Genomic DNA, 13,870 nt, shown 5'->3' with positions numbered 1-13,870 from the left:
AGGAACAGCGGAATGCCGATATAGGTGGCCAGGATGCCGTTCCAGTCGACCTTGGCGCCGGTGAACGCGCCGTAGTTCTGACCCAGCATGATCACCAGGCACAGCGCGAAGGCGAACAGCGGGCCGAGCGGGAACCACTTGGCGCGGTAGGGCAGTACCGCCAGATCGATGCCCTGCACGCGCAAGGCGCGGCGGAAGCGGTAGTGGCAGACGGCGATGCCAAGCCAGGCGATGAAGCCGGTCATGCCGGCGCAGTTGAGCAGCCACATGTAGACCTGGCTGTCGCCCCAGCGCGAGGACAGGAAGCACAGCGCGGCCACCAGGGTGGTCAGGTACAGGGCATTGCGCGGCACGCCGTTTTTCGTCAGTTTGCCGAGGAAGGCCGGCGCCATGTTGTTTTCCGCCATGCTGTAGAGCATGCGCGCACAGGCGTACATGCCCGAGTTGCCGGCCGACAGCACCGCCGACAGGATGGTGGCGTTGACCACGCTCGCCGCCGCGGCCATGCCGGCGCGGGCGAACACCAGGGTGAACGGGCTTGCCGCCACGTCGCTCATATCGCTCTTGAGCAACAGCGGATCGTTGTACGGCAGCAGCATGCCGACCAGGAAAATCGCCAGCATGTAGAACATCAGAATGCGCCAGAAGATCTGCCGCGCCGCGCGCGGCAGATTGCGCGCCGGGTCTTCCGCCTCGCCGGCGGCCACGCCGATCACCTCGGTGCCCTGATAGGCGAAGCCGACCACCATCGACACGCTGATGAAGGCGCCGATGCCGCCGACAAAGCCGTTGCCGCTGGCGAAGAACACCGGCAGACCCGCCGCCAGGCCGTGGAACACCGGCCGCGTCATGATGCCGACAATCATCAGCAGACCGATGGCGATGAAGGCGACAATGGTGATCACCTTCAACAGCGAGAACCAGTATTCCGCCTCGCCGAAGCCGCGCACGGAAAACACGTTGAGCGCCACCATCAAGGCGAGCGCGAGCCCGCTCCACACCCAGCCCGGCACGCCGGGCAGCCAGTAATGCATGATCAGGCCGGCGGCCACGAGCTCGACGGCGATCACCACCGCCCAGTTGAACCAGTAGTTCCAGCCGAGCGCGAAGCCGAAGCCGGTGTCGACGAAGCGCGAGCCGTAGACCTGGAACGAGCCGGTCTGCGGCATATAGGCCGACATCTCGCCCAGGCTCGTCATCAGGAAATACACCATCAGCCCGCAGAGCCCGTAGGCCAACAGCGCGCCCGCCGGGCCGGCGGTGGCGATGGTGGCGCCGGCGCCGATGAACAGGCCAGTGCCGATCGATCCGCCGATGGCGATCATGGATAAGTGCCGCGTGCGTAAATTGCGGCGCAGCGATGAGACGTTTTGCGTTTCTTGCATAGTGGATCTACCCCGATTCCGGATGTTCTTCTCGGCGCCTTGGCGGCGCTCGGCATGAGTGTGCCCGCCGGATCGGTCGGCACCTCGTGCTGCGGTGTTCTCAGGGGAAGCGGCAGGACTCAGTAGGAATCAATCGAAGCGGGTCATTGTTATTTTCTGACAGAACTGTATCACGGCAGTTGGGAGAATGTATACAACTTTGCAAGTTGTCTAGTCAAACGGCCGTCTTTTGCAAGAAACCTGATAAGCAAATCAAGACAAATTGGTTAGGAATCGCCAGGGGCTTTGTTAGGTTGATGCAACCAACAGACAAACAGGGAGCATCCCCATGAAGCGATTCCTACCCATTCTCGCCGCCGCGCTGACGTTCGCGGCCGGCGTCGCCTCGGCCGCCGAGCCGTTCACCGTCGCCTATCAAACCGGCATCGACCCGACCAAGATTCCGCAGGCTGACGGCCTGTACGAAAAGGCCACCGGCAGCCAGATCAACTGGCGCAAGTTCGAAAGCGGCGCCGAAGTGATCGCCGCCGTGGCCTCCGGCGACGTGGTGATCGGCAATATCGGCTCAAGCCCGCTGGCCGCCGCAGCCACTCGCGGCCTGCCGATCGAAACCTTCCTGGTCGCCGACCAGATCGGCGACGCCGAGGCGCTGGTGGTGCGCAACGGCAGCCATATCGACAAGCCGCAAGACTTGATCGGCAAGAAGATCGCCGTGCCGTTCGTCTCGACCACCCACTACAGCCTCTTGGCCGCGCTCAAGCATTGGCACATCGACCCGGCCAAGGTGACCATTCTCAACCTGCGACCGAGCGAGATCGCCGCCGCTTGGCAGCGTGGCGACATTGACGCCGCCTATGTGTGGGACCCGGCGCTGGGCAAGGTCAAGGCCAGCGGCAAAGTGCTGACCAGCTCCGAGCAGGTGGCGAAGTGGGGTGCACCGACCTACGACATTTGGATCGTGCGCAAGGACTTTGCCCAAGCGCATCCGGAGATCGTGGCGCGCTTCGCCAAGGTGGCGTTGGATTCGATCGCCCAGTATCGCGCCGACCCGGCCGGCTTTATCGCCAATGGCGCCAATATCGACAAGATCAGCCGTCTGACCGGCGCGTCGGCGCCGGATGTGGTCGCCGGTCTCAAGGGCAACCGCTTCTTGTCGCGCGACGAACAAATCCGTCTGTTGCAGCAGCCGTTCGTCACCGCCGTGAGCAATACCGCCAGCTTCCTCAAGTCGCAAGGCAAGGTCGACACCGTGCTGGCGGATTACAACCCGTACGTCACCAACCGCTTCGTGCGCCAGGCCGAGTAACGTCATGGCCACGCTTGCGACCGAACATGTGTCGGTGAGCTACCCCGGCCAGCGCCTGGCGGCGCTGGCGGACGTATCGCTCACGATCGGCGCCGACGACCTGGCGGTGGCCATTGGCCCCTCCGGTTGCGGCAAGACCACCTTGCTCAATCTGCTGGCCGGGTTCATCCGGCCCAACCGCGGCCGGGTGCTGTTCGACGGCCAGCCGGTGACCGCGCCCGGCGCCGACCGCGCGGTGGTGTTCCAACATGGCGCCTTGCTGCCCTGGCTCAACGTGCGCGATAACGTCGCCTTCGGCCTGCGTCTGCAGGGTGTGGAGCGGGCGGCGCGGCGCGCCAGGGCCGACGAGGTGCTGGAATTGGTCGATTTGCCGCAGGCCGCCGGGCGAGCGATCTGGCAGCTGTCGGGCGGGCAGAAGCAACGCGTCGGCATCGCTCGCGCGCTGGCCAGCCCGTCGCGGGTGCTGCTGATGGACGAGCCGTTTGGCGCGCTGGACGCCTTCACGCGCGAGCAGATGCAGGAGCTGCTGCTCAAGGTATGGGCACAGAGCCGCCGCAGCGTGTTCCTGATCACCCACGATATCGACGAGGCGCTGTTTCTGGCGACGCGTCTGTATCTGATGTCGCCCGGCCCGGGCCGCATCGTCGAGGAAGTGCAGCCGGGCTTCAGCCAACGCTACCGCGCCGGCGAAAGCGCGCGCGCGATCAAGTCCGATCCGCGCTTCATCGCGTTGCGCGAACATCTGCTGGACACCCTGTTCCGGCTCAGACGGCAGGAGGAAGCCGCATGAATCCCCTTGATACCACTTTCGAAGCCGCGCCGGCGCCGAGCCCGGAGGAACTGCCGGACAGCACGGACCAGGCCGCCCCGCGGCTGACCCCGGCGCGCTTGCGCGTGCTGAGCTTGCTCGCTTTCGTGGGACTGTGGTGGCTGCTGGCGCATAGCGGCAAGATTCCGCCGCTGTTCCTGCCCGGGCCCGAGGCGGTGCTGGCCAAGCTCGGCGTGCTGGCGACCGTCGGTTTCATGGACGCCACGCTGTGGCAGCACCTGGGCGCGAGCCTCGCGCGCATCCTGCTTGGGCTCGCGCTGGCCGTGCTGATCGGTATTCCGCTCGGCGTATTGATGGGCCGGGTCGACGTCGCCCGCGCCTTGCTCGACCCGCTGGTCGAGGCTTGGCGGCCGGTGCCGCCGTTGGCCTACCTGCCGCTGATCGTCATTTGGTTCGGCATCGGCGAATTGTCCAAGGTGATCTTGATCACGTTGCAAATTCTGGCCGCGGTGCTGATCGCCACCGCCCACGGCGTGCGCCACGTCAGCCCGGAGCGGCTGCGCGCCGCCGAGTCGCTCGGCGCGTCGCGCCGTCAGCTGCTATGGCACGTCGTGCTGCCGGAAGCGCTGCCGGATATCGTCACCGGCATCCGCATCGGGCTAGGCACCGGCTGGTCGACCCTGGTGGCGGCCGAACTGGTGGCCGCCACGCGCGGATTGGGCTTCATGGTGCAGTCGGCGGCGCAGTTTCTGGCCACCGACGTGGTAGTGCTGGGCATTTTGGTGATCGCGCTGGTGGCGTTTGCGCTCGAACTCGGCCTGCGCGCGCTGCAACAGCATTTGGCGCCGTGGGCGCTGCATAAAAACTAGAGGAGATAAACGGTATGGCAGTTGAATTCACCCGGCTGACGCCGGCCATCGGCGCCGTGGTCAGCGGCATCGATCTGGCCCGCCCCGCCGACGGCGACCTGGTGCATGCGTTGCGCCAGGCCCTCGCCCTCCATCAAGTGCTGTTTTTCCGCAACCAGGCCTTGAGCCCGGTGGCACAGCGCCAGTTCGCCGCCCGTTTCGGCGACCTGCACGTGCATCCGATCTATCCGCAACATCCCGAGGCGCGCGAGATCATGGTGCTCGACACCAATGCCTTCGACCTCAAGGACAACGCCATCTGGCACACCGACGTGACGTTCATCGACACGCCGCCGCTCGGCGCCGTGCTGGCCGCGTACCAGCTGCCGGCGCAAGGCGGCGACACGCTGTGGGCCAGCGGTTTCGCCGCCTACGATGCGCTGTCCGCGCGCCTTAAAACCCTGCTGGAAGGACTGACGGCGCAACACGACTTCACCAAGACCTTTCCGCTCAAGCGCTACGGCACGACGCCGGAAGACCGGCAGCGCTGGGAGGAAACGCGCAAGGCCAACCCGCCGGTCAGCCATCCGGTGGTGCGCACCCATCCGGAGTCGGGCCGCAGGGCATTGTTCGTCAACGAAGGCTTTACCACCGAGATCAACGAATTGCCGGAGGAGGAAAGCCGGGCGCTGCTGGCGTTTCTGTTCGCGCACCAGTCGCGGCCGGAGTTCAGCGTGCGCTGGCGCTGGCAGCCGGGCGACGTCGCTTTTTGGGACAACCGCTCGACCATCCATTACGCCGTGGACGACTACCGGCCGCAGCGGCGCGTCATGCACCGCGCCACCATACTGGGCGACCGGCCGTTCTAGGGTGTGTCCGGTTGCGCCAAACGTTGGGTACCCCGTTGCGTAGGGCGCAATCGGCGCGCAACGCGCGACATTGCGCCGGACACCCTAAGCCGGCCTCAAGCGCACAACGACGCCAGCGGGTCCGGCGCGGCGGCGAGCGCCGCGCGGATCTGCTGCTCGTCCAGCCCCGGCACGCACAGCTGAATGAAGCGCAAGGCGTAGCTGCGCAGATAGTGGCCGCGTCGCAGCGCGATGCGCGCGTGCTGTTCGGCGAACAGCTCCGGCCCGGCGACCACGCGCACGCCGGCGTCGCGGTGGGTGTCGACCGCCATCCTGGCGACGATGCCGACGGCCAGGCCCAGCTCGACATAGGTCTTGATCACGTCGGCGTCCAGCGCCGTCATGACGATGTCCGGCGCGCACCCGGCCTCGGCGAATGCCTGGTCGATGGCCGAACGGCCGGTGAAACCGCCGTGGTAGGTGACGATCGGATAGCGCGCCAGCTGCCGCAGCGTCAGCGGTTGCCGGTGCAGCGGATGATCCGGCGGCGCGATCACGCAATGACGCCAGCTGTAGTAGGGGAAGGAAACCAGCTCGGCCACCTCGCCCACGGCATCGGTGGCGATGCCGATATCGGCTTCGCCGGCCAGCAACTGCCGCACCAACTGCTCCGGGCTCGCCTGATGCAGCACCAGGTGCACCTTGGGGTACGCCTGGCGGAAGCCGGCCACCACCGGCGGCAGCGCATAGCGCGCCTGGGTGTGGGTGGTGGCGATGGTCAGCTGTCCGCTGTCGCGCAGGTTGAACTGTTCCGCCAGCCGCTTGATGTTGCCGGCGTCGAGCAGCAGACGTTCGACGATCTGCAGCAGCTCCTGGCCAGGCTCGGTCAACGCCAGCACGCGCCTGCCGCGGCGCACGAACAGCTCGACGCCCAGCTCGTCCTCCAGATCCTTGATGTGTTTGCTGACGCCCGATTGCGAGGTAAACAGCGCATTGGCGACCTCGGTGAGATTGAAGCCTTGCCGCACCGTTTCGCGCACGATGCGAAGTTGCTGGAAATTCATGATGCCGCACCACAACGTGATATAACATTTAAATCATAAGATTTGTTTCTATATCACTAAATAATATTTATTTCCGTAGTTATGCAATGTGGTTTGATCAGCCGTGTGCAAGCTTGAGCAGCATGGTGCCCAGCTCGCGTTTGAGCGCGTCGCGCCGCTCGCCCGGCGGGCAGGCGGCGATGGCCTCGCGCAGCTCGGCGATTTCCTTGCGCAGCGATACGTCGCGCGGGGTGACGCCGGCGTTTTTCAGAATGCGGTTCACCATGCGCATTTCGGGCGGGATCAGCGGATTGTCGTCGAGTTCCAGCGGCTGGCCGGCGCCGGGGAGATGGTCGAATTCTCCCCGGGCGATCGCATCGACGATGCGTTGTTCGGCCAAGATGTCCAGTAGCGAGATCATGCGGCCACGATAGCAAAAACCGGCGCCGGGCGCGCGCCCGTTACGGCTGTGGCGTCAGCAGCGGCAAAACGACTTTGTCCAGCCGTTCCTTGGTCCAGATGGGGGTGGCGCTGTCCCAGCCGTTGTCGGCCAGCCGCCCCTGGCGGTCGATGACGAAACTGACCGGCAGACGCCATATCCGGCCATAGCCGCCGGCCCACGCGCTCCCCAGCAGCCCGACGGGGAAGTCCAGCCGTTTCGCGACCGTCTGAACCCGCGCCAAGTCGGCGGAATCGTCCAGGCTGATGCCGAGCACGACCAGGCCTTGCTTGGCGTGGGCGTGGGCGTAATCCGACAACAACGGCAACTCGTCGCGGCAGGCATCGCACCAGGTTGCCCAGAAGGCCAGAATCACCACCTTGCCCTTCAAGTCGCGGGTATTGAGCGTGGTGCCATCCAGCACACGCACGGCCAATGGTGGCGCGTCCTGCCCCACGCGCAGCGTGGACGGCCACGCCGGCGCGCACTGACACAGCAGCAAACCGGCCCAGAACAAGCGCCAAAGCTTAGAACGCATGGGTGATGCCTACCGTGGCCGTCCAGCGCGGGGCGAGCTGATAACCCTGCAAATTGCTGTAGAGCGGCAGCTGTACAAAGCTGTAAACATGGGTCTTGTCGTCTCCGACCCGGAACGTGACGCCGGGGCTCAGATAGGCGATCGTGCCCGCCGTGTCCGACTCGTCGGCCAGTGCGCCCTGATCATGGCTCTTGCGAATCAGATTGAGCTGCAGCTGCGGCACCCAGTCCGGATCGGCCTCATAGCGCAAACCCACACTAAGATTGGCCGTGTTGCCGGGGCGGAAATCCTGATTGGCCTGATCCAACCTTTCCATGATGGCCGCCTGGAATTGCGCGGTGGCGAACGCATCGAAATTCTGGCTCACCGGCTGGTAATAGTAGGCGCCGACGATGAGGTCGGTACTGCCGGTGCCGGGCTGCAAGCTGGTGTCGACCGGCGTGCCGGCGGCGGCGCCGACGTTGAAGTTGGTCGGATGGCCCACCATGGCGCCGGTGACGCTATTCTGCCCGCCGTAGTCGCCGGTCGGCAGTTTGACGCCCAGTTGCAGACCGAAGTTATGCGTGGGCAACAACCCCTGATAACTGGTGATGAATTTCATGTCGCCGAGGCCCGAGATGGCGGCGCCGCTTTGCGAATCGTCCGCCATGGGGTTGGTCGCCTGGCCATAGGTGGTGTGGCTGCGGTCGACGTAGGGAACGAGCAGCTTGAAATTCCAGTCGGGATTCGGCGAGTAGGCAATCCCGAGCGTCAGATAGCGGTTGATGGTCTGGTTCTCGACTTCCTGATTGCCGCCCGCGTCATTGATGGCGGCGACTTGCGACTGCGATACGCTGTGCGCGCCAGAACGCAGTTGGTTTTGATTCAGGTAGTCGTACTCGAAGCTGAACTGCCAGCCTGGCTCGGCGGTGTAGCCGGCGGCGGCGTCGGCCGATAAGCTGCAGCCGCAGCTCGCGCAAGCGAAAGCAGCGGTCGGGCCCAGCGCGAGCAAGCCCAGCAGAAGCGGTTTGGTCTTCACAAGTTGTCTCCCCCAAGAGCGTCCAATGCACCGCCGCGCCATGAAAATGGGCTGGATGCCGCTGTGTTATGTTTTTGAAAGGCGAGCGAAAGGTGACGCATTGTCGCAGAAATGCGAAAGGCATGAAGTGTGGCAGATTGTCGCAGGGCGTCGCATGTGCGCGGCGCCCGTCGTGATGCCCGGCGTCAGGAGCGCTGGGCTTGAATTTCCAGCTTGTCGAAGCCTTTAACCTTGTAGATGACGATCGACAACAGCCAGCTCAGGGCGAAGATGCCGATGATCAGGTAACCGATGGTGCCGAAATTGTCGTTGAGCGCGCCGATCCAGTCCCAGAACGTGCCGGACAGGTGCAACTGATCGCCGATCAGGCCCAGCGCCTCGATGCCGCCGACCACCACGGCCACCAGCACCGAGACCATCGTGATGCTCAGGTTGTAGTAGATCTTGCGGATCGGCTTCATGTAAGCCCAACCGTACGCACCCAGCATCATGTGGCCGTCGAGCGTGTCGATCAGCGACATGCCGGCGGAAAACAGCACGGGGAACACCATGATCGACAGCGGCGACAGGCCGTGTGAGGCTTGCGTGGCGGAAATGCCGAGCAGCCCCACTTCGGTGGCGGTATCGAAGCCGAGGCCGAACAGAAGCCCCAACGGAAACATATGCCAGCCCTTGGTGATCATTTTGAACATCGGCCGGAACAGGCGGGCGAGAAAGCCGCGGTCGGCCAGCAGCATGTCGAAGTCGTCGTCATGGTAGGCGCCGCCGTTGCGCACATTGCGCCAGGATCGGAAGATTGCCCGCAGAATGAAGGAATTCATCAGCGCAATGGCGAGCAAGAACAGGGCCGACACCGCCGTGCTGACGATCCCGCCGATGGCCTGATATTGCGAGAAATGGGTTTTCATCAACTGTGCCGCGACAGCCACGCCGACCGAGGCAAATACCACCACCGAGGAATGACCGAGCGAGAAAAAGAAACCGACGGTGACCGGTCGCTTTCTTTCCTGCATCAATTTGCGCGTCACGTTGTCGATGGCGGCGATATGGTCGGCGTCGACCGCATGCCGCAGCCCGAAGCTGTAGGCCAACAGCGCCGTGCCAAGCAACACGGGATGATGGTAAAACGCAGTCAGCGCCCACAGCCATGCGAGCACGTTGATCGCGATGAGCACGCCATAGATGCCGAAGAGCCGCGCCCGAACATCGCTGCTCGAGTCGCTGAACACGGTTGCCAATTGGTTGAGCATTTAAAAAATCGCCTCAGGTTTCGTGGATGGCGAGATCGCCAGTAAGCCAAAACCGGAGAGGGAAGAAATACGCTTCAGCACCCGGCCGCATGTGCGGCAGGATGCAAAAGAGCCGTTCCCACACCCCAGAGATAGGCACTTCAACTTGATGCGGGTCGGTCTTCTGGCTCGCCATCGTCCTCGATAACCGCCTTCCCATGATCGTTCACAGTGGCATGTGGGTTATCTCGTCTGGCTTACAGCAGCGGGGGCTGCGCCGGAATGGCCGCTAGGCGGCGTCACCGGCTTCCCGTTTCACCCGTCCTCAAGGAATGAGGGCGGACTCCCGTTTCAAGTTACCGTAATCATTCATACAAAAACAATTACTGTATGAATGCATTATCAATCTCTTATTTGTGTGGGGCAAGCCAAACAGGCGCCGGGCGTATGCCCGGCGCCACAACGCTTACTTGGCCAAGGCCTTCAGCGCGTTGGCGATGCCGGCGCCGTAGGCCGGATCGGCGCGGTTGCAGTTGTCGATATGGCGTTGCTGGATTGCCGGATCGACGCCTTGCAGCGCGCGGGCGGTGTTGTCGAACAGCGTTTGCTGCTCGGCCGGCGTCATCAGCCGGAACAGCGCGCGCGGCTGGCTGTAGTAGTCGTCGTCATCCTGACGGAAATCCCAATCCCAGGCATCGCCCGACAGCGCCAGCGGCGGTTCGCGGAACGCCGGCTGGTCTTGCCATTTGCCCTGGCTGTTGGGCTGGTAGCCGATGGTGGCGCCGGCATTGTTGTCCACGCGCATGGCGCCGTCGCGGTGATAGCTCTGGTGGAACGGGCAGCGCGGCGCGTTGACCGGAATCAGGTGGTGATTCACTCCCAGGCGGTAGCGCTCGGCGTCGCCGTAGGCGAACAGCCGGCCCTGCAGCATGCGGTCGGGCGAGAAGCTGATGCCCGGCACCACGTTGGCCGGATTGAACGCCGCCTGCTCGACCTCGGCGAAGTAGTTTTGCGGGTTGCGGTTGAGCTCCAGCACGCCGACGTCGATCAGCGGGTAATCGGCGTGCGGCCAGACCTTGGTCAGGTCGAACGGGTTGAAGGCACAGTCGCGCGCCTGCTGCTCGGTCATGACCTGAATCTTGAGCGTCCAGCGCGGGAATTCGCCGCGCTCGATGCTCTCCAGCAAATCGCGCTGCGAACTCTCGCGGTCGCGGCCGACGAGCTCGGTGGCCTCGGCATCGGTCAGGTTTTTGATGCCTTGCTGGCTGACGAAGTGGAACTTGACCCAATGCCGTTCGCCCGCGTCGTTGATCAGGCTGAAGGTGTGGCTGCCGAAGCCGTGCATGTGGCGGTAGCTGGCGGGAATGCCGCGGTCGGACATGACGATGGTCACCTGGTGCAGCGCCTCGGGCAGCAAGGTCCAGAAGTCCCAGTTGGCGTTGGCGTCGCGCATGTTGGTGTACGGATTGCGTTTCACCGCCCGGTTCAGGTCGGGGAACTTGAGCGGATCGCGCAGGAAGAACACCGGCGTGTTGTTGCCGACCAGATCCCAGTTGCCTTCATCGGTGTAGAACTTGACGGCGAAGCCGCGGATGTCGCGCTCGGCGTCGGCCGCGCCGCGCTCGCCGGCCACGGTGGAGAAGCGCACGAACAGATCGGTTTGCTTGCCGATTTCGGCGAACAGGCTCGCGCGGGTGTAGCGGCTGATGTCGTGGGTGACGGTGAAGACGCCGAAGGCGCCCGAGCCCTTGGCGTGCATGCGCCGCTCGGGGATCACCTCGCGGTCGAAGTGGGCGAGCTTTTCCAGATACCAGACGTCTTGCAACAGCATCGGGCCGCGCGGGCCGGCGGTCTGGACGTTTTGATTGTCGGCCACGGGCGCGCCGGCGGCGGTGGTAAGAAGATGGTCTTTCATGATGCGGCTCCTTTATCTATCGGGTAATCGGCGCTTATTGCAGCCAAGCGAAGCTGGCCATGAGCTCGATCAGGGTCTGACGGTAGGTGGTTTTCATCGGTCTCTTCCGTGAAGGCATGTGCCGATTATCGAGACAAATGAGAACGATTCCCAATTAATTGTTTTTGACCATCGATTGCGAAATTCAATAGCCAAAAATAATTGATGTCAGAATGGCGATAGGTATGTTGCCGTTAGAAGGTCTCCCATTCGCCGTTGCCCGCCGCGGCCTGCGGCAGCGCGCGCGGCGGCGCCGGGTGGGCGATACGCGCGGGTTTGTGCGCCACGGCCCTCGGCGCGGGCGGGTTGGCGCGGAAGGCCGGCTGGGCCGGCTTGGACGGCGCGCTCGCCGCCGACGACTCGCCCAGTTTGAACCGGCTGACGACCGCCGACATGTTGAGCGCCTGTTCTTCCAGCGATTCGGCCGCCGCCGCCGCTTGCTCGACCAGCGCGGCATTTTGCTGCGTCACCTCGTCCATCTGCACCACGGCCTTGTTGACCTGCTCGATGCCGCGCGACTGCTCGACACTGGCGGCACTGATCTCGGCCATGATGTCGGTGACGCGCCGGATGCCGCCGACGATCTCGCCCATGGTCTGCCCGGCCTGATTCACCTGCTCGGTGCCCTTCTCTACCTTGGTGACGCTGTCGGTGATCAGATCCTTGATTTCCTTGGCCGCGTTGGCCGAGCGCTGCGCCAGGTTGCGCACCTCGCCGGCCACCACGGCGAAGCCGCGCCCCTGCTCGCCGGCGCGGGCGGCTTCCACCGCTGCGTTCAGCGCCAGGATGTTGGTTTGGAAGGCGATGCCGTCGATAACGCCGATGATCTCGGAAATGCGCCGCGACGACTCGCTGATCTGCGCCATCGTCTGCACCGAACCGGTAACCACCTCGCCGCCGCGGCCGGCCACGTCCGAGGCCGAGACGGCAAGCTGGCTGGCCTGGCGGGCATTGTCGGCATTCTGGCGCACGGTGCTGGTGAGCTGCTCCATGCTGCTGGCGGTTTCCTCCAGGCTCGCGGCCTGCTCCTCGGTGCGCTGGCTCAGGTCTTGGTTGCCAAGCGCGATCTGGCGCGCCGCCGCCGTGACCGCGTCGGTGCTCTCCTTGATGGTGCTGACGATGTCGAACATGTTCTGCAGCAGCGAATTGACGCCGACGCACAGCGTTTCGACGGCGCCGCTCTTGCCTTCCAAGGGGATGCGCCGGGTCAGGTCGCCGTCGCCGGCGGCGGCCACCACCGCTTGCGTGTCCGCCACCGCCTCCTTCATGGCGCTGGCGAGCTTCACCTGCTCGGTGATGTCGGTCGCGTATTTCACCACCTTGAACGGCCGGCCATCCATATCCAGGATCGGGTTGTAAGACGCCTGAATCCACACCTCGCGCCCGCCCTTGCCGATGCGCTTGTATTGGCCGGCATCGTGCTCGCCCCGCCCCAGCCGTTCCCAGAATTGGCGGTATTCGGCGCTTTCGGCATACGCCGGCTCGACCAGCATGCGGTGATGCTTGCCCTGGATATCATTGAGCGCGTAGCCGAGTACCTTGAGGAAATTGTCGTTGGCGTGGCGCACCGTGCCGTCGAGATTGAACTCGATCACCCCCATTACCTTGCCGATAGCGGCCAACTGACCTTCGAAGTCGGCGTTCTTCTGCTTTTGCTCGGTGATGTCGGTGGCGTATTTCACCACCTTGAACGGCCGGCCGCGCTTGTCGAGAATCGGGTTATAGGAGGCCTGAATCCACACTTCGCGTCCGCCCTTGCCGATGCGCTTGTATTGACCGGCGTCGTACTCGCCGCGGCCGAGTTTTTCCCAGAACTGACGGTACTCGGCGCTCTGGGCATAGCCCGGCTCGACCAGCATGCGGTGATGCTTGCCCTGGATCTCCGCCAGCGAATAGCCGAGCACCTTGAGGAAATTGTCGTTGGCGTATAGCACCGTGCCGTCGAGATTGAACTCGATCACCCCCATCGCCTTGCTGATAGCCGCTACCTGCCCCTTTAAATCCTGGGTGTTGCCGCCACCCAATATCCCGCGCAAAAAGCCCATGGATCGCTACCTCTTTGTGTGGAGCGTGTTTTTGCAACATAGACAGGCGTGGGCGTGGGGGAAAGCGCGGGCAGGGAAAGACGGGGACGACCTGACCGATAGTACAGGTTGTCGCTGGACGCTAGGATGGCGCGGTGCACGCGACCGCGCCCTACACGCCGTGCGTTGCTGCGCGAACGCACGCTACATTTCAAGCTTCGTAGCGTGCATTCGCCGCAGGCAATGCACGGGTTTGCTGTTCCGTTGGCTGAGTTAATCCACGGGGCTATCTAACCGGTTCCACTTAGCGCCGCGTCCCTTCCCTGTCGGTTCGATGAGCCCTTCTACCTTCATTGCGCGCAATACGAGTCGCACCATGTCTCGACTGATACCAGGGCAGGCCTCCTCGATCTCAGAAATGGAGAATGGTCGCGTGCGCTTGAGTATCTCTGTTCGCACACGGTCCCCC

General features: G+C 64.0%; 12 protein-coding genes and 1 riboswitch. Of the genes, 4 read left to right on the top strand and 8 right to left on the bottom strand.

Annotated features, from left to right (window positions below; translation table 11 throughout):
* The coding region (locus JOZ06_RS13260) for an amino acid permease (RefSeq protein WP_293233184.1) at nucleotides 1–1,385 on the bottom strand (1,385 nt) is incomplete at its 3' end.
* A 328-nt stretch (nucleotides 1,386–1,713) separates the two neighbouring features.
* Between JOZ06_RS13260 and tauA the strand changes: the two genes are divergently transcribed.
* From tauA to tauD, 4 genes are read left to right on the top strand one after another with little or no spacing between them, the layout of a single operon-like run.
* Complete coding sequence (gene tauA, locus JOZ06_RS13255) at nucleotides 1,714–2,691, top strand: taurine ABC transporter substrate-binding protein (protein WP_293233182.1); 978 nt, start codon at nucleotides 1,714–1,716, stop codon at nucleotides 2,689–2,691.
* Nucleotides 2,692–2,695: 4 nt separating this feature from the next.
* Entirely contained in the window at nucleotides 2,696–3,481 is a 786-nt protein-coding gene (tauB, locus tag JOZ06_RS13250) for a taurine ABC transporter ATP-binding subunit (protein WP_293233180.1), read from the top strand.
* Nucleotides 3,478–4,329 carry a taurine ABC transporter permease TauC gene (gene tauC / locus JOZ06_RS13245; protein WP_293233178.1) on the top strand — a complete coding sequence of 284 codons (852 nt, stop codon included), beginning with the start codon at nucleotides 3,478–3,480 and terminating at the stop codon, nucleotides 4,327–4,329. The genes tauB and tauC overlap by 4 nt, the downstream gene beginning before the upstream one ends.
* Before the next feature lie 14 nt (nucleotides 4,330–4,343).
* Nucleotides 4,344–5,177, top strand: coding sequence for a taurine dioxygenase (tauD, locus tag JOZ06_RS13240; protein WP_293233176.1), 834 nt, complete (start codon nucleotides 4,344–4,346; stop codon nucleotides 5,175–5,177).
* Between the two features lie 95 nt (nucleotides 5,178–5,272).
* Here tauD and JOZ06_RS13235 read toward each other — a convergent pair whose 3' ends face one another.
* The 7 genes from JOZ06_RS13235 to JOZ06_RS13205 all read right to left on the bottom strand — a co-directional run bounded on the left by JOZ06_RS13235 (nucleotide 5,273) and on the right by JOZ06_RS13205 (nucleotide 13,422).
* Nucleotides 5,273–6,220: a CysB family HTH-type transcriptional regulator gene (locus tag JOZ06_RS13235; RefSeq protein WP_293233174.1), complete on the bottom strand. Its 948-nt coding sequence runs from the start codon at nucleotides 6,218–6,220 to the stop codon at nucleotides 5,273–5,275.
* A 97-nt stretch (nucleotides 6,221–6,317) separates the two neighbouring features.
* A complete protein-coding gene (locus JOZ06_RS13230; protein ID WP_293233172.1) occupies nucleotides 6,318–6,620 on the bottom strand; it encodes a DUF1992 domain-containing protein in 303 nt (100 codons plus the stop codon).
* Nucleotides 6,621–6,660: 40 nt separating this feature from the next.
* Entirely contained in the window at nucleotides 6,661–7,176 is a 516-nt protein-coding gene (locus JOZ06_RS13225; protein ID WP_293233170.1) for a TlpA disulfide reductase family protein, read from the bottom strand.
* Nucleotides 7,166–8,194 carry a hypothetical protein gene (locus JOZ06_RS13220; protein ID WP_293233168.1) on the bottom strand — a complete coding sequence of 343 codons (1,029 nt, stop codon included), beginning with the start codon at nucleotides 8,192–8,194 and terminating at the stop codon, nucleotides 7,166–7,168. The genes JOZ06_RS13225 and JOZ06_RS13220 overlap by 11 nt, the downstream gene beginning before the upstream one ends.
* Before the next feature lie 185 nt (nucleotides 8,195–8,379).
* A complete protein-coding gene (locus JOZ06_RS13215) occupies nucleotides 8,380–9,444 on the bottom strand; it encodes a HoxN/HupN/NixA family nickel/cobalt transporter (RefSeq protein WP_293233166.1) in 1,065 nt (354 codons plus the stop codon).
* 135 nt (nucleotides 9,445–9,579) lie between these two features.
* Nucleotides 9,580–9,788, bottom strand: a riboswitch (cobalamin riboswitch).
* A gap of 101 nt (nucleotides 9,789–9,889) precedes the next feature.
* Nucleotides 9,890–11,338, bottom strand: a complete 1,449-nt coding sequence (locus JOZ06_RS13210; protein ID WP_293233164.1) for a catalase — start codon at nucleotides 11,336–11,338, stop codon at nucleotides 9,890–9,892.
* 233 nt (nucleotides 11,339–11,571) lie between these two features.
* Nucleotides 11,572–13,422, bottom strand: coding sequence for a methyl-accepting chemotaxis protein (locus JOZ06_RS13205; RefSeq protein ID WP_293233162.1), 1,851 nt, complete (start codon nucleotides 13,420–13,422; stop codon nucleotides 11,572–11,574).
* Nucleotides 13,423–13,870 lie beyond the last annotated feature (448 nt).

The organism is Paludibacterium sp. (genome assembly GCF_019232825.1).
GTDB lineage: Bacteria > Pseudomonadota > Gammaproteobacteria > Burkholderiales > Chromobacteriaceae > Paludibacterium.
Note: the sequence above shows the minus strand (reverse complement) of the source record. Positions and strands in the feature narration are given on the sequence as shown.

Coding starts and splice junctions, on each gene's coding strand:
- tauA (WP_293233182.1), top strand. CDS start 1,714: ATGAAGCGATTCCTACCCATTCTCGCCGCCGCGCTGACGTTCGCGGCC.
- tauB (WP_293233180.1), top strand. CDS start 2,696: ATGGCCACGCTTGCGACCGAACATGTGTCGGTGAGCTACCCCGGCCAG.
- tauC (WP_293233178.1), top strand. CDS start 3,478: ATGAATCCCCTTGATACCACTTTCGAAGCCGCGCCGGCGCCGAGCCCG.
- tauD (WP_293233176.1), top strand. CDS start 4,344: ATGGCAGTTGAATTCACCCGGCTGACGCCGGCCATCGGCGCCGTGGTC.
- JOZ06_RS13235 (WP_293233174.1), bottom strand. CDS start 6,220: ATGAATTTCCAGCAACTTCGCATCGTGCGCGAAACGGTGCGGCAAGGC.
- JOZ06_RS13230 (WP_293233172.1), bottom strand. CDS start 6,620: ATGATCTCGCTACTGGACATCTTGGCCGAACAACGCATCGTCGATGCG.
- JOZ06_RS13225 (WP_293233170.1), bottom strand. CDS start 7,176: ATGCGTTCTAAGCTTTGGCGCTTGTTCTGGGCCGGTTTGCTGCTGTGT.
- JOZ06_RS13215 (WP_293233166.1), bottom strand. CDS start 9,444: ATGCTCAACCAATTGGCAACCGTGTTCAGCGACTCGAGCAGCGATGTT.
- JOZ06_RS13210 (WP_293233164.1), bottom strand. CDS start 11,338: ATGAAAGACCATCTTCTTACCACCGCCGCCGGCGCGCCCGTGGCCGAC.
- JOZ06_RS13205 (WP_293233162.1), bottom strand. CDS start 13,422: ATGGGCTTTTTGCGCGGGATATTGGGTGGCGGCAACACCCAGGATTTA.